The 17,073-nt window shown below is 71.6% G+C and carries 12 protein-coding genes; 6 read left to right on the top strand and 6 right to left on the bottom strand.

What is annotated here, in order from left to right:
* Positions 1-42: 42 nt before the first annotated feature.
* Complete coding sequence (locus WMF26_RS30740) at positions 43-1,047, bottom strand: BON domain-containing protein (RefSeq protein ID WP_437995599.1); 1,005 nt, start codon at positions 1,045-1,047, stop codon at positions 43-45.
* A 100-nt stretch (positions 1,048-1,147) separates the two neighbouring features.
* Between WMF26_RS30740 and WMF26_RS30735 the strand changes: the two genes are divergently transcribed.
* Together WMF26_RS30735 and WMF26_RS30730 are read left to right on the top strand one after the other, a co-directional pair.
* The gene (locus WMF26_RS30735; RefSeq protein ID WP_437995598.1) at positions 1,148-2,932 is read left to right on the top strand and encodes a MutS-related protein; all 1,785 of its coding nucleotides are present in this window, start codon (positions 1,148-1,150) and stop codon (positions 2,930-2,932) included.
* 65 nt (positions 2,933-2,997) lie between these two features.
* Positions 2,998-3,981: an aldo/keto reductase gene (locus WMF26_RS30730; RefSeq protein ID WP_437995597.1), complete on the top strand. Its 984-nt coding sequence runs from the start codon at positions 2,998-3,000 to the stop codon at positions 3,979-3,981.
* Positions 3,982-4,069: 88 nt separating this feature from the next.
* Here WMF26_RS30730 and WMF26_RS30725 read toward each other — a convergent pair whose 3' ends face one another.
* Positions 4,070-4,429 (bottom strand): phage holin family protein, encoded by a 360-nt coding sequence (locus WMF26_RS30725; RefSeq protein ID WP_061626556.1) that lies wholly within the window; start codon positions 4,427-4,429, stop codon positions 4,070-4,072.
* Between the two features lie 267 nt (positions 4,430-4,696).
* On the bottom strand, positions 4,697-6,049 hold the full coding sequence (argG, locus tag WMF26_RS30720) for an argininosuccinate synthase (RefSeq protein WP_437995596.1): 1,353 nt from the start codon (positions 6,047-6,049) through the stop codon (positions 4,697-4,699).
* Positions 6,050-6,219: 170 nt separating this feature from the next.
* Here argG and WMF26_RS30715 point away from each other — a divergent pair, with 170 nt between their 5' ends.
* The gene (locus tag WMF26_RS30715; protein WP_437995595.1) at positions 6,220-7,047 is read left to right on the top strand and encodes a GNAT family N-acetyltransferase; all 828 of its coding nucleotides are present in this window, start codon (positions 6,220-6,222) and stop codon (positions 7,045-7,047) included.
* Between the two features lie 316 nt (positions 7,048-7,363).
* Here the strand turns inward: WMF26_RS30715 and WMF26_RS30710 are convergent, their stop codons facing one another.
* The 3 genes from WMF26_RS30710 to WMF26_RS30700 all read right to left on the bottom strand — a co-directional run bounded on the left by WMF26_RS30710 (position 7,364) and on the right by WMF26_RS30700 (position 13,149).
* Positions 7,364-9,538 carry an anthranilate synthase component I gene (locus tag WMF26_RS30710; protein ID WP_437995594.1) on the bottom strand — a complete coding sequence of 725 codons (2,175 nt, stop codon included), beginning with the start codon at positions 9,536-9,538 and terminating at the stop codon, positions 7,364-7,366.
* An 88-nt stretch (positions 9,539-9,626) separates the two neighbouring features.
* Positions 9,627-11,771, bottom strand: coding sequence for an aminodeoxychorismate synthase component I (pabB, locus tag WMF26_RS30705; RefSeq protein WP_437995593.1), 2,145 nt, complete (start codon positions 11,769-11,771; stop codon positions 9,627-9,629).
* A 97-nt stretch (positions 11,772-11,868) separates the two neighbouring features.
* Positions 11,869-13,149 carry an isochorismate synthase gene (locus tag WMF26_RS30700; RefSeq protein ID WP_437995592.1) on the bottom strand — a complete coding sequence of 427 codons (1,281 nt, stop codon included), beginning with the start codon at positions 13,147-13,149 and terminating at the stop codon, positions 11,869-11,871.
* A 554-nt stretch (positions 13,150-13,703) separates the two neighbouring features.
* Between WMF26_RS30700 and WMF26_RS30695 the strand changes: the two genes are divergently transcribed.
* From WMF26_RS30695 to WMF26_RS30685, 3 genes are all read left to right on the top strand, one after another.
* Entirely contained in the window at positions 13,704-15,116 is a 1,413-nt protein-coding gene (locus WMF26_RS30695) for an ABC transporter substrate-binding protein (RefSeq protein ID WP_061629827.1), read from the top strand.
* A 117-nt stretch (positions 15,117-15,233) separates the two neighbouring features.
* The gene (locus WMF26_RS30690) at positions 15,234-16,166 is read left to right on the top strand and encodes a carbohydrate ABC transporter permease (protein ID WP_437995591.1); all 933 of its coding nucleotides are present in this window, start codon (positions 15,234-15,236) and stop codon (positions 16,164-16,166) included.
* A 1-nt stretch (position 16,167) separates the two neighbouring features.
* On the top strand, positions 16,168-17,055 hold the full coding sequence (locus WMF26_RS30685) for a carbohydrate ABC transporter permease (protein ID WP_437995590.1): 888 nt from the start codon (positions 16,168-16,170) through the stop codon (positions 17,053-17,055).
* Positions 17,056-17,073 lie beyond the last annotated feature (18 nt).

The raw sequence follows: 17,073 nt of genomic DNA, 5'->3' as shown, positions 1-17,073 counted from the left end.
CTCTCAGCGCGCCCGGCGCTCACGGCAGCTGGAGAGGCGTGGTCACGGCGATGATCCGTAGCGGATCTGGGAGATCACCTTGGTGACGCCCTTGGCTTCCATGGCCTCCTTCACCGCCTCGGTGGCCTCCTTCACGCTGGCGACGTTGCCTTGCAGCGTGACCACCCCGTTGTGCACCGTTACGCTCAGCTTCTTCACCGTTTCGTGGTCGCTGTCCGCGAGCTTGCCGCCCACCGCGTTGCGGAGCGCCTCGTCGGCCAGCCGCTCGCCAGAGCCCTTCGCCTCCTTGGTGGCGACGACCGAGCCGTCGCGGTTGAAGCTGACCTGGTAATCGTTGTCCTTCGCCTCCTGCGTCCACGCATCGCGCGTGCTCGCGGCGGCGCCTCCAGCCTGATCCTTGTCTCTGGCACCGCCGGTCTGCCCCTGCGCCTCGCGGCCTTGCGTGTGGCCCTGCGCCTCGCGGCCTTGCGTCTGCCCCTGCGCCTCGCGGCCTTGCGTCTGCCCCTGCGCCGCTCGGCCTTGCGTCTGCCCCTGCGCCTCGCGGCCTTGCATGTGGCCCTGCGCCTCGCGGCCTTGCGTCTGCCCCTGCGCCGCGCCCTGGTCCCTGGCAGCCGGCGTGGGCGCCGCCTGCTCGCGCGCGCCCGAGCCCCGATCGTCCTTGAGCGCGCCGGTCTGCTCGCCGACCCGGTTCATCTGCTCGTTGGCCTCGCGGCCTACCTCACGCCCTCGCTCGGCCAGCTGCTCGGCCTTCTCGCCCACGCGCTCGGCCTGCTCGCGCGCCTCTCGGCCGAGCTCCTGGCCCTCCCGCGCGAGCTGCTCGGCCTTGTCGCCCACACGCTCGGCCTGCCCGCGCGGCTCCTGGCCGGGCTTCTGGTTCTGGCCTTCGGGCGGCGCGATCTTGTTGCTCGTGGTCCGGTCCCCCGGCTCGCGGACCGCTCCCTCCGCTCTCTCGCTCTCGCTCCTGCAAGCGGTGCCGACGAGGGCGATCGCAAGGACGGTTGAGCCGGAGAACCAGCGTATTCTGCTCATCGTGCAGCGATAGCTCATGGTGCCTCTCCGGCCGCACACCCAGGCAGGCGCCGTGCCATGAACGCGGTCGATCCCGGCCGCCCGGGAACAACCGCGCGGCGCGCGTGTCGGGACCGCCATGCCGAGACCTTCCCTCACCACCGCAGAGCGGCGGCGCCGGACGCCGGACGAGCGCTCCGGCCCGACCCATCGTAGGCTCGAGATCGTGAGCGCGGCGCCGCCGGAACCCGTCCTGCAAGACGCCTCGCCCGGTCAGCGCGCCGCGCCCGACCTCCTCTGCCACCGGCCGGCGCTCCGGGTCGACGCGCGGGCCGTCAAGGAGTCGATGACGTTCGCCTTCGCGGGCGGCGCGCCCGCGGGGGCGCTCGACCGGCACGTCGAGTCGGCGTCGCTGCCCGCGTCGACCTGGGACCCGGCCCGCTTCGCGCAGCACGTCTTCCTCCAGGAGCTCATCGTGGGCTGCCTGCACTTCACGAGCGAGGGGCGCACGCGCATCCCGAGCCCGGCGCTGCTCGGCCGCGCCCTCTCCCAGCCGCCGAGCGACCGCGACACGGTCGAGCTCCGGCGCGAGATCTTCCGGGAGCTCACCGGCTCGGAGGCGCTGCGCCGCGACCTCGCGCGCGCCTACGCGGCGCTGCGCCGCTGGGTGGGCCAGCTGGAGGCGATCTCCATCTCCCGCCGGGAGGGCAGCCGCCGCCGGCTGGACATCCTCGTCGCCGCGAAGGAGGCGTTCGACGCGCTCGCCGACGGGTTCGCGGGCGCCCGCTCCGGCCTCGCGCGGCTCCCCGCGTTCGGCGCGGCGGTGCGCGAGACCGAGGCGTACCGCCGCCTCGCCGACCTGCTCGCGTACGACGAGGAGCTCGCGACGCTCGAGGTCCGGATCCGCGTCGGCTCCGACGGCCACGTCCGCGATCTCCGCGCCCTGTCGATCCGCGAGAACAGCGAGAACCGCTTCTACCAGTCGCCGATCGGGCGCGTGGTCACGAAGCTCGTGATGCTGTGGCGGGGATACCGGTTCAGCGACGAAGAGCTGCTCACCCGCTACGTCAACGGCGTGTTCGAGGGCATCGAGGACGATCTCGTCGCGCTCGTGCAGCTGCTCGGAGATCTCGAGTTCTACCTCGCCGGCCTCGCGCTGCGCGAGCGCGCCCGCGCGGCCGGGCTCGCCGTCTGCCTGCCCGAGCTCGCCTGGCCCGGCGCCGCGCGCGACGAGGCCGCCGGGCGCGCGCTCAAGGGGCTCTTCAACCCGCTCCTGCTCGCGACCTCGGCGAGCATCGTCGCGTGCGACATCGCGACCGAGCGCCACGACGCCACCGTCATCGTGACCGGGCCGAACTCGGGGGGAAAGACGCGGCTGCTCGAGGCGCTCTCGCTCGCCCAGATGCTCGGGCAGGCGGGCTTCTTCGTGCCGGCCGCGGAGGCCCGCCTGTCGTCGTGCCACGGGCTCTTCGTGTCGCTGATCGAGCAGGCGCAGGCCGACCAGAGCGAGGGCCGCCTCGGGATGGAGCTCCTGCGCATCCGGTCGCTCTTCGAGGCGATGCAGGTCGGCGACATGGTGGTGCTCGACGAGCTCTGCTCCGGCACGAACCCGTCGGAGGGCGAGGAGATCTTCCAGCTCGTGATCTCGCTGCTCGCGGAGCTCCGGCCCCAGGCCTTCATCACGACGCACTTCCTCGAGCTCGCGGCGCGGCTCGAGCGGGAGCGGCCCGTCGATCGGCTCGTGTTCCTGCAGGTCGAGCTCGACGCGCAGCAGTGGCCGACGTACCAGTTCGTGGACGGGGTCGCCCGGACGTCGCTCGCGCACCGGACCGCGGCGCGGCTCGGCGTCACGCGCGAGGAGCTCGTCGCGCTCGTCGAGCGGAGCAAGCGCGCGCACCGCCGCCGCGGGTTCGAGCCCGCCTGAGCGCGCGCGGGCCGGCGGAAAGGCGCGCTCGCCGGGGGCGGAAAAATCTGGTTGTATGCGCCGCCATGGAATATCGACCTCTTGGCAGAACGGGTCTCCGCGTCTCCTCGGTGAGCTTCGGCGCCTGGGCGATCGGGGGCACCTGGGGCGACGTCGATGACAAGGAGTCGATCGCGGCGCTGCACCGGGCCGTCGATCGCGGCGTGAACTTCTTCGACACCGCGGACGTGTACGGCGACGGCCGGAGCGAGCGGCTGCTCGCGCGCCTGCGGCAGGAGCGGCGCGAGGAGATCGTCATCGCGACGAAGGCGGGCCGGCGGCTGAGCCCGCACACGGCGGACAGCTACAGCGAGGGGAACCTCACGGCGTTCATCGAGCGCAGCCTGAAGAACCTCGAGACGGACGCGCTCGACCTCGTCCAGCTGCACTGCCCGCCGACGGACGTCTACTATCGGCCCGAGGTGTTCGACACCCTCGATCGGCTGGTGAAGGCGGGCAAGGTCCGCTTCTACGGGGTCAGCGTCGAGCGGGTGGAAGAGGCGCTCAAGGCGATCGAGTATCCCGGCGTCCAGTCGGTGCAGATCATCTACAACGTGCTCCGGCAGCGCCCGGCCGATCTCTTCTTCCCCGAGGCGAAGCGCCGTCAGGTCGGGATCCTCGCGCGGCTGCCGCTGTCCTCGGGGCTGCTCACCGGCAAGATGAGCGCCGCGACGACGTTCGCGGCCGACGATCACCGCAACTTCAACCGCGAGGGCGCCGCGTTCGACAAGGGCGAGACGTTCTCCGGGGTCGACTTCAACCTCGGCCTCGAGGTGGTCGAGGAGCTCCGCCCGCTCGTGCCCGCCGGCGTGAGCATGGCCGCGTGGACGATGCGCTGGATCCTCATGCAGGACGCGGTGACGTGCGTGATCCCCGGGGCGAAGCGGCCCGATCAGGTCGACCAGAACGCGAGCGCGGCGGACCTGCCGGCCCTGCCGCCGGAGACGATGGCGAAGATCCGCGAGATCTACGATCGCCGGCTGCGGGCGGCGGTTCACCACCGCTGGTAGGCCCTCGGCGAGGAGCGCCGCGGCCGGCGGGCGCCGCGGCTCCGCCCGCTGTCCTTGCGGTCCGTGTCGGCCGGGAGGTCGGGGCCGATCAGAGGATGCGCGGCAGGAGCCACCCGGCGAAGGAGACCAGGGCGGCCGTGCCGAAGAGCGAGCCGAAGCCCCGGATCTCGAAGTCGTCGATGAGCTTGTCCGTCGCCCAGAGCAGCACGGAGTTCACGACGAGGCCGAAGAAGAGGTAGGCCAGGCCGAGCGTGAGGATGGCGGCGGGCAGGAGCGCCACGGCGACCAGGAACTTCACGAGCCATCCGAGGAGGAGGTTCAGCAGCGTGAACACGGCGGCGACGACGAGCGCCGTCTGGGTCCTGCGAATCCGCACGCCCGGCATGAGCTTCGCGCCGATGAGGACCGCGATGCCCGCGGCGAGCGCCTGGATGATGAGCGTCTTCATGACCACCTCCCTGGGCCGGCACCGCTCGTGGCGGGCCGGTGTTCGCCCGTACTTGGTGACCCAGGTGCGGGCCGAGCGCAACCCCGCGTGGCACGGGAGGGGATCGCCCGGACGCTTGTTCCGGTTCCGGTGAACAGCTTCAGGTGAACAGCTTCAGGTGAGCAGCTACGGGTGAGCAGCCGGGCAGCTCCGGTGGAGAGGCGGCGCGCGCGCTGGTGAACACGCGCGCGCCCGGCGAAGAGAGAGGCGGCGCGCCGCCTCGCCCGATCACTCCTTCGGCTTGTCGCCGCCGAGCAGCTCGCCGATGGCGGGGGCGCCGCCCGGGCCGAGGGCCTGGGTGCTCTCGATGAGGTGGATCAGGAGCTGACGGTTGTCCGTCACCGACAGGTTCTGGAGCTCGAGCGCGCCGATGCGGTCCTCCGGGGTGAAGTAGGCCTCTTCGACCTTCTCCATCGAGAGCTTGTGCGGCGCATAGGCCATGTAGTCGGCGCGCGTGTTCAGGATGCTGTAGTCGTCGCCGCGGCGCAGCTCGAGCGTCACCTCGCCGGTGACGCCGGGCGCGATCCAGCGCGAGAGCGCGTCCTTCAGCATCATGGCCTCGGGGTCGTACCACTTGCCCTCGTAGAGCAGGCGCCCGAGGCGGCGGCCCTGGGTGAAGTACACGTCGAGGGTGTTCTCGTTGTGGATGGCGGACAGGAGCCGCTCGTAGACGGCGTGGAGCAGGGCCATGCCCGGCGCCTCGTAGATGCCGCGGCTCTTCGCGTCGATCACCCGGTTCTCGATCTGATCGCTCATGCCGAGCCCGTGGCGCCCGCCGATGCGGTTGCACTCGACGAACAGCTCGAACAGCGAGCCGTAGCGCTTGCCGTCGATCGTCGTCGGGACGCCGCGCTCGAACCCGAGGGTGACCGTCTCGGCCTCGATGGCGACCTCCGGCCGGAAGGAGGCGACGCCCATGATGGGCTGGACGATCTTGATCCCGGTGTTCAGGTGCTCGAGATCCTTCGCCTCGTGCGTCGCGCCGAGCACGTTTGCGTCGGTGCTGTACGCCTTCTCCGTCCCCATGCGGTAGGGCAGGCTGTGGCGCTCGAGGTACTCGCTCATCTCCTTGCGCCCGCCGAGCTCTCCCACGAACTTCGGGTCGAGCCAGGGCTTGTAGATCTTGAGCGAGGGGTCGACGAAGATGCCGTAGCGATAGAACCGCTGGATGTCGTTGCCCTTGTGCGTGCTGCCGTCGCCGAAGACGTGGACGTCGTCGTCGCGCATGGCGCGCACGATCGCGGTCGTGGTCACCGCGCGGCCGAGCGGCGTGGTGTTGAAGTATTTCTTGCCGCCCGTCGAGAGGTGGAAGGCGCCGCACTGGATGGCCAGGATGCCCTCGCGGACGAGCGCGTCGCGACAGTCCACCAGCTTGGCGGAGACGGCGCCGTGCTGCAGGGCGATCGGCGGGATGTCGCCGGGGGAGTCCTCGTCCGGCTGCGCCAGATCGGCGGTGTACGCGTGCACCTTGAGCCCGTTGCGCGAGAGCCACGCCACCGCGCACCGCGTGTCGAGCCCGCCCGAGAACGCGATCCCGAGGTGGGTGCCGGCCGGGGGAAGTGAACGGAAGATCCTACTCATGGCGGCGCAGCATAATCGCAACGCCCGCGGAGGCGCGAGCGGAGATCGCCGGGCGGCGGCGCGCCGGAGGGGGCGGGCCGCCTGGGCGGCGAGGTACTAGGATGGTGGGCGCCGTGTCTCGCGAGCTCTTCTCATCTCCGTCTTCTCCGATTCCGATGAGGTACACGCCCATGCCGAAGCTTTCGTACGTCGAGATCGCGCGGATCGAGGAGCGCCGGCTGGCGCTCGGCACCTCCTCCGTGGTCGCCTGCGCCGAGCCCATCGCGGGCGGGTGGATGGCCTTCGATGGAGACGGCTCCTGGGGCAACTTCGCCGCGGGGCTCGGGCTCGATGGGCCCGTCTCCAACGAGGACCTCGATCGCCTCGTGGCGTTCTACGCGGCGCGGGACATGGAGCCGCAGATCCAGGTCTGTCCCTTCGCGCACGAGTCGCTGGTACGCGGCCTCGCCGAGCGCGGGTTCGTGCTGCGCGAGTTCGAGAACGTGCTCGCGCGCGAGATCGCGCCGGACGAGGATCTCCGCGCGCTGGTGCCGCACGGCGGCCCCGCGGGGCTCGAGATCGCGCGCGTCGATCCGGGCGACGAGGCGCAGGTCCGCGTGTTCATCGAGGTGTCGACGAGCGGCTTCCGGGCCGAGGACGAGCCGATCACGCCGGCGCTCTTCGAGATCACCCGCCGCGTGGTCGCGCAGCCCGGCTGCGACTCGTACCTGGCGCTCGTGAACGGCGAGCCCGCCGGCGGCGGCAGCGTGGAGATCGCCGGCGACGGCGCCGCGCTCTTCGGCGCCTCGGTGCTCCCCCGGTTCCGCGAGCGCGGCATTCAGCAGCTGCTCATCGTCCGCCGCCTCGAGCGGGTGCGCGAGCGGGGTCGTCGCCTGGCGTGCATCAGCGCGAGCCCCGGTATCCCCACGGAGCGCAATGCCCTGCGGCTCGGGTTCTTCATGGCTTACAGCAAGGGTGTCTTTGTACAGCGAAAGGAGAGCCAGCGATTGCTGACCTGAGCTTTCCCCGGCGCCGCATGGCTGTCCTTGCGGCGCCCCGTGTTTGCAGGCGTGCAGCGCTGCAATTGCAGAAGCGAAACGATCGCCCCGGATAACCCTGCGAAATGCCCGACGACGACGGAATCACGCCATGGCACGCTCGGTGCTCTAAGGCAGCCCAGCGTCGCTGGCGTGGCCTTTCCCCCCCCGAGGCCCCGGCGGCGCTTTTTCATTTTGTGGTTTGAATCGGTTCAGCCGACCCGCGAGAGGGGGTGCGCCGCGCGGCTCACTCCCTCTCGCGGTGCCGGGCGATCGAGGCGCCCGGCCCGGCGCCGCTTTAACGCTTCACCGCTTCACCGCGCGCCCCGCGGCGCAGCTCGGCCACCGCGTTGCGCACGAGCCGCAGCCCCACGTCGTCGTCCTGCGAGAGGATCGACTCGGGGTGGAACTGCACCGCGGCCATCGGCAGCTCCGCGTGCTCGATCGCCATGACGACCCCGTCCTCGGTCTCCGCCGTGATCTTCAGGGACGCGGGGAGCGCGTCGCGCAGCGCGTAGAGCGAGTGGTAGCGCCCCGCGTGGAACTCGCGCGGCAGCCCCTCGAAGATGCGCCCGCCCAGCACGCGCACCTTCGAGGCCTTGCCGTGCATCGGGTAGTCGAGCACGCCGAGCTTGCCGCCGAAGTGCTCGACCATCCCCTGCAGGCCCAGGCAGACGCCGAACACCGGCAACCGCCGCTCGAGCAGCGCCGAGAGCGTCCCCGAGAGATCGAAATCGCTCGGCGTCCCAGGGCCCGGCGAGAGCACCACGAGATCGGGCGCGTAGGCGTCGAGCTCCGTGTGCGGGAAGCCGGCGCGCAGCGTCACCACCTCGGCGCCCGTCTGCCGGAGGTAGTTGGCCAGCGTGTGCACGAACGAGTCCTGGTGATCGACGAGCAGCACCTTGAGGCCGCCCCCCGGCACCGGGTTGATCGCCGCCGGCGCGGTCGTGGGCACCCCGCGCGGCCTCCGGATCGCGTCGATGAGCGCCGACGCCTTGACGTGGGTCTCGCGCTCCTCCTCGTCGGGATCCGAGTCGTAGAGCAGCGTCGCGCCCGCCCGGACCTGCGCCACGCCGTCCTTGATCCGGATCGTGCGCAGCGTCAGCCCCGTGTTCATGCCGCCGTCGAAGCCGATGAGCCCGACCGCGGCCCCGTACCACGCGCGCGGGGAGCGCTCGTGATCCTCGATGAACTGCATGGCCCAGGCCTTCGGCGCCCCCGTGACCGTGACCGCCCACGTGTGCGCCAGGAACGCGTCGAGCCCGTCGAACCCGTCGCGCAGCCGCCCCTCGACGTGATCGACCGTGTGGATCAGCCGCGAGTACATCTCGATCTGCCGGCGGCCGATCACGCGCACGCTCCCCGGCACGCAGATGCGGGACTTGTCGTTGCGATCGACGTCCGTGCACATCGTGAGCTCCGACTCGTCCTTCGCGGACGCGAGCAGGCGCGCGATCTGCGCCGCGTCGGCGATCGGGTCGCTGCCGCGCGGGATGGTGCCCGAGATCGGGCACGTCTCGATGCGGTTGCCCTCGACGCGGACGTACATCTCCGGCGAGGCGCCGACCAGGTACTCGGCCTCGCCGAGGTTCATCAGGAAGCCGTAAGGCGCCGGGTTGCGCTCGCGCAGGCGCTGGAACAGCTCGGTGGGCGCGACGGGGCATGGCTCGTAGAACGTCTGGCCCGGGACCACCTCGAAGAGATCGCCCCGCTTGAACGACTCCCGCGCGACCCGCACCAGCGCGGCGTACTCGCCCGGCGCGTACTCGTTCGGCGGCGCGCTGTGGGCGCCCACGTAGGGCCGCGTCGCGCCGTCGCGCGGCAGCCCCTCGGTCGATCGATCGCCGAACGTGAGCTCGTAGCGCGTGCGCGTCGCCCGCTCGCGGCGGTGGTCGACGGCGACGATCTCGTCGGGGAGGTAGAGGACGAGATCCCGCTGGTCCGCCGGGCGCTCGAGGCGCAGCCGGATGGGCTCGAACTGGAAGGCGAGATCGTACGCGAACGCGCCGTAGAGCCCGAAGAGCGGATCGCCCGGGACCCCGAAGAGCTCGATCATCCGCCGCAGCACCGAGAAGATGGACGGCTGCCGGCTCCGCAGCTCCTCCGGCACCCGCTCGCCCGCCGGCCGGACCGCGCCGACCACCTCGTCCGCGCGGCGCTCGACGGCCTCGAGCGGCTCGTAGCCCCGGAGGGCCTCCTCGATGGCCGGCAGGATCACGCGCCCGCGCTCGTTCAGCGCGGTGAACCGGAAGTCTCGGCCGCGCGAGACGAGCACGAGCGGAGGATCGACGAAGCCGATGTCCCAGCGCGTGTACCGGCCCGGAACCTCGTAGCTCGACGCCAGGACCACGCCGAGGTGGCTGTCGAGCGCCTCGACGATCGGCTGGATCGCGCCGTCGACGGCGAGGTCCTCGACCTCCCGCCGGACCGCGACGCCCCTCCGCGTAATGTTGCTCTCTCGTTTCACGACCACGTCTCCTTCTGCGCGGCGAGTATACGCGGCGCGGCAGACGCGCCGCACCCGCTTCTTCGCCGCGCGCACGGGTTCGTCGGGCACGTCATCAGCGCGCGACGCCCATCGCGCGCGCGCACGGCCCGGGCGCTCGGCCAGCGTCCGCGACGCGCTCCGCGAGGTAGACGGCGCGGAGCAGGGGGAAGCTCTTGACGAGGACCTCCTCGTACTCGGCCTCCGGGCTCGACTCCGCGACCACCGCGCCGCCGCTGCCGAAGCTGACCCCCTCGCCGTCGGCGACGAGGGTCCGGATGGCGATGTTCATGTCCATCGGGCCCTCGTACGCGAGGTACCCGATCGAGCCCGTGTACACGCCGCGCGCGCGCCGCTCCAGGGCGTCGATGATCGCGATCGTCCGGTGCTTCGGCGCCCCGGTGATCGAGCCGCCCGGGAAGCACGCCTCGAGCGCGTCGAGGGCGCAGCGGCCCTCGCGCAGCGCGCCGGTGATCACCGAGGAGAGCTGGAGCAGGGTCGCGTGCTCCGTGATCCGCAGGAGCTCCTCGACCTCGATCGAGCCCATGGCGCAGACCCGACCGAGGTCGTTGCGGACCAGGTCGATGATCATGAGGAGCTCGGAGCGGTCCTTGTCGCTGGTCGCGAGATCGCGGCGCAGGGCCAGCGTCTCCTCCTCGGTGGCGCCCTTCGGCCGCGTCCCCTTGATAGGCTCGCTGCGCACGCGCCGCTCCCGGTCCACCGACAGGAACCGCTCCGGCGAGGACGACAGCACCGCGCCGTCCGGCAGCCGGAGGTAGGCCGAGAACGGCGCGGGGTTCGTGCGGCGCAGGACGCGGTAGAGGGCGAACGGGTCCACCGAGGTCCGCACGCGGAACTCGTTCGTGAGGCACACCTCGTACGTCTCGCCTTCCCGGATCTCGCCGAGGATCGCCTCGACGGCGTCGAGGTGCTCCCTGCGCGAGAGGCGCGGCGCGTGCGCGACGCGATCGGCGAAGCCCTCCGGCACGGGCGGGAGGGCGAGCTCCGGGAGGGCCGGGAGGCCCTGGAGGCGCGCCGCGATCTCGTCGAGCCATGCTTCCGGCGAGGGCGGCGAGGGCGGCGGCGGCTCGTCCGCGACGAGCGCGCACGCGTACACCGCGCGCTCGACGTGGTCGAAGGCGAGGAGCCGCCGCGCGATCATCATCGCGCTGTCCGGGAGCGCGCGGCGCGGGTGGGCGGACGCGCCGAAGCCGAGGTGCTCCTTGAGCTCGTAGCCGAGGTAGCCCACGAGGCCGCCGGTGAAGTGGAAGGGCAGGCCGCTCGGCTCGAGCGACACGGACGCGAGCTCCCGCCGGAGCGCCGCGAACGGGCTCCCCTCGGACATGGCCGGGGTGAGGAGGCCCTCGGGGCCGCCGGCGCTCCAGCGCGTCGCGGCGGCGCCGCGGCTCTCGATGGCCTCGGTCGCGCTCCCCATGAACGAGAAGCGCCCGTCGCGGCCCGCCGCGCTCGAGTCGAGCCAGAACGCGTACGGCGCCGCGGCGAAGAGGCCGGCGAAGGCCCGCTCGGGGTCGACCCAGGGGAGCCGGACGTGCCGCACGCGGCCGCGCGGCTGCGCGCCCCCCAGCGCGGAAGGCGCGCGCGCGCCGGCGCGCGGAGCCCGCCGGCCGCGGGCTGCTTCCATGGCGATGTCACGGAAATTGGCGAGGATCTTCTTGCCGTGCTCCGTGCCGATCGACTCGGGGTGGAACTGCACGCCGTAGAGCGGCCGATCCTTGATCTTGAGGGCCATGATGAGCCCGTCGCCGCGCGTCCGGGCGGTCACCTCGATCTCGGGCGGGAGCGCGTCGTCGCCGACGATCAGCGAGTGGTAGCGCACCACCTGGAACGGGCTGGGCACGCCCTCGAACAGCCCGGTGCCGTCGTGCTCGACCTCCGAGACCTTGCCGTGCATCGCCCGCGGCGCGTGCTGGACGCGCCCGCCGAAGCGCGCCGCGAGCCCCTGGTGGCCGAGGCAGACGCCGAGGATCGGCGTGTCGGCGAGCGCCTCGATCACATCCATGCAGACGCCGAAATCGGCCCGCCGCTCGGGGCGGCCGGGGCCGGGCGAGAGGACGATGCCGTCCACCGCCAGGTCCCTGATCTCGGCGAGCGAGAGGCTGTCGTTCCTGACGATGAGCGGCTCCTCGCCGTTCACCTCCCAGAGGTACTGCCCGAGGATGTGGGTGTACGAGTCGTAGTTGTCGATGAGGAGTGTCTTCACGGCGAAGCTCCCCTCCGGGCCCGCGCGGCGGCCGAAAGCGCGGCCCCGCCGGCGCGGCGCGGGGCGCGGGTGAGGCGCCCGGGCGGCGGCCCTGGGGTCACGGGCGGATGATGGCGGCGAGCATGGCCTGGAGCTTGAGCTGCGTCTCGACCAGCTCGGCCTCCGGGCTCGAGCCGGCGACGACCCCGACGCCCGCGACCATGCGGGCGCGCGCGCCGTCGACGGTCGCGCTCCGGATGCCGATGAACCAGTCGCCGTCGCCGCGGGCGTCGATCCAGCCCACGAGCCCCGCGTAGAGCCCGCGGCGGATGCCCTCGTGCGCGCTGAGCCAGGCCTCCGCCGCGGCGCGCGGGGTGCCGCACACGGCGGGCGTCGGGTGCAGCCGCGCGGCGAGCGTGAGCGCGTCCGGCGCCGCCTCCTTGAGGTGGCCGTGGATCGGGGTGCCGAGGTGCATCACGTTGCGGAGGCTCAGGATCGACGGCTCGCTCGGGACGTCGAGCGACGCGCACTCCGGGGCGAGCGCCGCGGCGACGGCCTCCACCACGAAGCGGTGCTCGCGCTGGTCCTTGGCCGACTTCCGGAGGACCTCGGAGAACCGGCGATCGGCGTCGACGTCGGCCGAGACCGCGTACGTGCCGGCGAGCGGGTGCGAGGAGACGGCGCGGCCGCGCCGCGAGAGCAGGAGCTCCGGGCTCGCGCCGAGGAAGCCGTCGACGTGGAAGATCGCGCACGAGGGGTAGAGCGCGGTGAGGCGGCGCAGGACCTCCTCGACGACGATGGGCCGGTTCGCCTCGACGTCGACCGCGCGCGCCACCACGACCTTGGAGAGGTCCCCGTGCTGGATGTCGGCCACCGCGCGCGCGATGCGCCCGCACCACTCTTCGTGCGGGAGCGCCGATTTGAGGGTGAAGCTGTCGGGCGAGCGCCGGTGGCTCTCGGCCCGCTCCAGGTGCGGCGCGGGGGCGGCGCCCTCGCCGACGGTGGTGACCCACGCGGTCCCGTCGGGCGCCACGCCGACGACCTGGGCCGGCACGACGAGCGCCGCCGGCTCGGTCCGGTCGAACGGCAGGGCGCCGAGCGCCACCGGGCCGCACCCCGGGCGGCCCACGGCGTCGGAGGCGGCGATCGACGAGAGCGCCTCCTGGATCCACGCGACGCCGCCCTCGATGCCGTGCGGCAGCTCCAGGCGGGCGGCGACCCCGTGGGCGATCAGCTGCGCGCTGGGGTGCATCCAGACGCGCGCGCCGTCCCCCGCGAGCGACGAGATACCGCCGGGCATCCTCGCGAGCGTGTCAGCGTCGAGCCGGACGGTGCGGGCGACGAGCCGTGCCGCGAGGCGGGGGGCGTCGGCCGGAGAGGAGAGCGTGAGGGGGGTCATGCACAGCGGTGCGCAGGTCGGTTCGGGCTCGTCCTGCCCGGCAGGACCAGCCTGGGACCGGCAGGCCGAGAGCCCGCGGCTCCATGCCGGATCGCGAGCGCCGGCCGCGCAGCATCGGCTCTACCGCCTCCGGAAAGGCTCCGCAAGCGCAAAGCAGCCCGCGCCGAGGGCCCGAGGGCGCGGCGTTCGGCCGCTGAAATGGCGCTCTCGGACGCGCGTCCTGCTTCGCGCAAACGATGCGCGCTCGCCGCGCGAAGCCCCGCGCACCTCGCCCCGCGTCTCATCTCCGACTGTCGCGCTCGCCAAACGCCTTGTCGCGGCCGCGCCACCCGCCGTCAGCACAGAGAGCGGTGCTCCGTCCTCTGTGTGATCCGAGGGCGCTCGCTCTCGGCGCCTGCGGAGCGACGCATGAGATCCCTTGCCCCGGAGCGCGCAATTGTTCGATGCTTCCGCGGGCTTCACCTTCGCGGCGCTCGGGAGCGGCGTGTCTCGATAGCTCCGAGGCCCCGGGCATGTCGAAATTCTTCAGGACTGAGCTCAGAAAGGATCCTGCGATGGACCCCACTCGGCAACATGACCCCCGCGCGTGGCGAGCCACAGCGCTCCTCCTCTTCGTCGTCGGGCTGTGCGCCTGTCGCGGCGACAAGAGCCCGCCTGCCGGCGAGAGCCGCCCTCCCGCCGCCGCCACGACCGCGGCCGCCACGACCGCGGTCGCCGAGGCGCCGGGCGACACGGCGATCAAGGCGCAGCCCCCCGCGGTGCCGAACGCCGCCGAGGCGAAGAAGCATGCTGGAAGCAAGCTCAAATATTACAGCGAGCCGCTGGGGGTGGGCGCCGAGCTCGACAAGGTGATGGTCAAGCAGTTCCAGCAGGACACCGGCATCGAGGTGACCATCATCCCGAGGCCCAAGGACGCGACGGAGACGTACGCTGTCTACCAGCGCCTCTTCCAGGCGCAGTCCGGGGACGTCGACGTCATGATGCTCGACGTCATCTGGCCCGGCGCCTTCGCGCAGAACCTCGTCGACCTGAACGAGAAGCTCGGCGAGGCCGCCAAGCAGCACATCGAGAGCATCGTGCGGAACAACACGGTGGGCGGCAAGCTCGTGGCGATGCCGTGGTTCACCGACTTCGGGCTGCTCTACTACCGCACCGATCTGCTGGAGAAATACGGCTACAAGAAGCCGCCGGAGACGTGGGACGAGCTCGAGCAGATGGCGAAGAAGATCCAGGACGGCGAGCGGGCGAGCAATCCGAACTTCCTCGGCTTCGTCTGGCAGGGCAAGGCCTACGAGGGGCTGACCTGCAACGCGCTGGAGTGGATCGCCTCGCACGGCGGCGGCGCGATCATCGAGGACGGCAAGATCACCGTGAACAACCCGGGCGCCCAGAAGGCGCTCGCGCGGGCCAAGGGCTGGGTGGGCTCGATCTCCTCCGCCGGCGTGACGAGCTACGAGGAGGAGGACGCCCGCAACACGTTCCAGGGCGGCCACGCCGCCTTCATGCGCAACTGGCCTTATGCCTACGCGGCCGGCAACGCCGACAAGTCGCCGATCAAGGGCAAGTTCGGGGCGGGCCCGCTGCCGCACGAGCCCGGCCAGAAGAGCTCGGGCACGGTCGGCGGGTGGCAGCTCGCCGTCTCGAAGTTCTCGCCGAACAAGGACGCGGCCATCGAGTTCGTCCGCTACATGACGAGCCCCGAGGCGCAGAAGTTCCGCGCGACCGCGGGCTCGTTCATCCCGACCATCCCGTCGGTGCAGCAGGACCCGGACGTGGTGAAGTCGCTGCCCTTCCTGGCGAACGCGAAGGACATCGCGCTCGTGCCGCGCCCCTCGAACAGCACCGGCGCCCGGTACAACGAGGCGTCGATCGCGTTCTTCCAGGGGGTGAGCCAGGTCCTCCAGGGCAAGGAGCCGAAGGCGGTGCTCGGGCAGGTGGAGCAGCGCCTCACGCGCGCGCTCCGCTGACCCGGCGCCGTCGCGTCGCCCGGGTTTCGACGCCGCACGCCGCACGCCGCGCCGCGGCGGGCGGCGTCGGAGCCCGAGATCTCCCGGCCACACCACCTCGCGAGAACGGATCGTCCCATGAGCACGCCGGAGAACAGAGAGGCCACGAGCGCGGCGCCCCGCGCGGACAGCGCGTCGTTCGAGAAGCGGCGCCAGCGGCGCGCCTGGTTGTTCCTGCTGCCGACGCTCGTGGTCGTCGCCTTCGTCGCCCTCTACCCCCTGGCCCAGACGTTCTACCTGAGCTTCACGAACGCGCGCCTCGGCACGGGGGAGCCGGCGACGCTCGTCGGGGCGCAGAACTACGTCGACCTCGTGCAGGACAGCTACTTCCACGACGCGGTCCTGCTCACGGTCTTCTTCACGGTCGTCACCGTGCTGAGCGAGCTCGCCCTCGGGCTCGGCGTCGCGCTCCTCGTCAACTCCCAGTTCAAGGGGCGCTCGGCGGTGCGCGCGGCCATGCTCATCCCCTGGGCCATACCGACCGTCATCTCCGCCCAGATGTGGAAGTGGATGTACAACGACGTCTACGGCGTCTTCAACGATCTCCTCGTCAACCGGCTCGGCGTCCTGCCGCGCAACGTCGCCTTCGTCGCCGATCCCGACGTGTCCTTCTGGGCGGTCGCCATCATCGATATCTGGAAGACGACGCCGTTCATGGCGCTCCTCCTGCTCGCCGGGCTGCAGCTCATCCCGAGCGATCTCTACGAGGCCGCGCGGGTCGACGGCGCGACGCCGCTCCAGCAGTTCACCCGGATCACCCTGCCGCTCCTCAAGCCCTCGATGCTGGTCGCGCTCATCTTCCGCACGCTCGACGCGCTCCGGGTGTTCGACGTCTTCTTCGTCATGTTCGGCAACCGGCCGGACATGCAGACCATGGCGACGTACGCCCAGCAGACGCTGGTCAGCGTCTCGAACATCGGCTACGGCTCGGCGATCTCGGTCGCCCTCTTCCTGATCATCGCCGTGTTCATCCTGATCTATCTCGCGGTGTTCCGCACCGAGGAGGCGTGAGATGAACGGTCCTTCAGGTTCTTCGCTGGGCTCGGGGGTGCAGCGCTCGCCGGCGCAGCGCGCCTTGCGGGCGCTGTTCTACCTGCTCGTCGCCGCGGTCGTCGTGTTCACCGTCTTCCCGTTCGTCTGGGCGTTCGTCTCCTCCATCAAGCCCGACGACGAGCTCTTTACGACCCCGGTCCGCTACTGGCCCGGGCGCCCGACGCTCGAGAACTACCGCCTCGTGCTGGACAACGGCGAGTTCCAGACGGCGCTCTTGAACAGCGTGATCGTCGCCGTCTCGGTCACGGCCCTCTCGCTCGCCGTCGGCTCGCTGGCCGCCTACGCGCTCGGGAGGTTCCGGTTCCGCGGGCGCAGCGCCGTGCTCTACGTCGTCCTGGCGATGACCATCTTCCCGCAGATCGCCGTCCTCGGCGCCCTGTTCGAGATGATCAATTTCTTCAAGCTCTACAACCAGCTGCCGGCGCTGGTCCTGACGTACCTCATCTTCACGCTCCCCTTCACGGTCTGGGTGCTCACCGGCTTCCTGAAGGCGATCCCGCGCGAGATCGAGGAGGCCGCCTACGTCGACGGCGCGACGCCGTGGCAGGTGTTCACCAGGATCATGCTGCCGCTGTCGGTCCCCGGGATGGCGACGACCGGCATCCTCGCCTTCATCGCCGCCTGGAACGAGTTCTTGTTCGCGCTCTCGTTCACCCAGACGCCGGACAAGCGCACGGTGACCTACGCCATCCAGGCGTTCTCGACGACGACCAGCGGGCTCTACGAGATCCCCTGGGGGCAGACCATGGCGGCGTCGATCGTCGTGACCGTGCCGCTGGTCGTGCTGACGCTGGTCTTCCAGCGCCGGATCCTCGCGGGGCTCACGGCGGGCGCGGTGAAGGGCTGACGGGGCGGCGCGCGGCGC

The sequence above is a fragment of the Sorangium sp. So ce185 genome (assembly GCF_051526825.1).
GTDB classification, from domain to species: Bacteria; Myxococcota_A; Polyangia; order Polyangiales; family Polyangiaceae; genus Sorangium; species Sorangium cellulosum_D.
The sequence above is the reverse complement of the archived record's forward strand: the minus strand, read 5'-3'. Positions and strand labels throughout refer to the sequence as shown.

Coding starts and splice junctions, on each gene's coding strand:
- WMF26_RS30725 (WP_061626556.1), bottom strand. CDS start 4,429: ATGAAGACGCTCATCATCCAGGCGCTCGCCGCGGGCATCGCGGTCCTC.
- WMF26_RS30685 (WP_437995590.1), top strand. CDS start 16,168: ATGAACGGTCCTTCAGGTTCTTCGCTGGGCTCGGGGGTGCAGCGCTCG.
- WMF26_RS30695 (WP_061629827.1), top strand. CDS start 13,704: ATGGACCCCACTCGGCAACATGACCCCCGCGCGTGGCGAGCCACAGCG.
- WMF26_RS30700 (WP_437995592.1), bottom strand. CDS start 13,149: ATGACCCCCCTCACGCTCTCCTCTCCGGCCGACGCCCCCCGCCTCGCG.
- WMF26_RS30690 (WP_437995591.1), top strand. CDS start 15,234: ATGAGCACGCCGGAGAACAGAGAGGCCACGAGCGCGGCGCCCCGCGCG.
- WMF26_RS30740 (WP_437995599.1), bottom strand. CDS start 1,047: ATGAGCTATCGCTGCACGATGAGCAGAATACGCTGGTTCTCCGGCTCA.
- argG (WP_437995596.1), bottom strand. CDS start 6,049: ATGAGTAGGATCTTCCGTTCACTTCCCCCGGCCGGCACCCACCTCGGG.
- WMF26_RS30730 (WP_437995597.1), top strand. CDS start 2,998: ATGGAATATCGACCTCTTGGCAGAACGGGTCTCCGCGTCTCCTCGGTG.
- WMF26_RS30735 (WP_437995598.1), top strand. CDS start 1,148: ATGCCGAGACCTTCCCTCACCACCGCAGAGCGGCGGCGCCGGACGCCG.
- WMF26_RS30715 (WP_437995595.1), top strand. CDS start 6,220: ATGCCGAAGCTTTCGTACGTCGAGATCGCGCGGATCGAGGAGCGCCGG.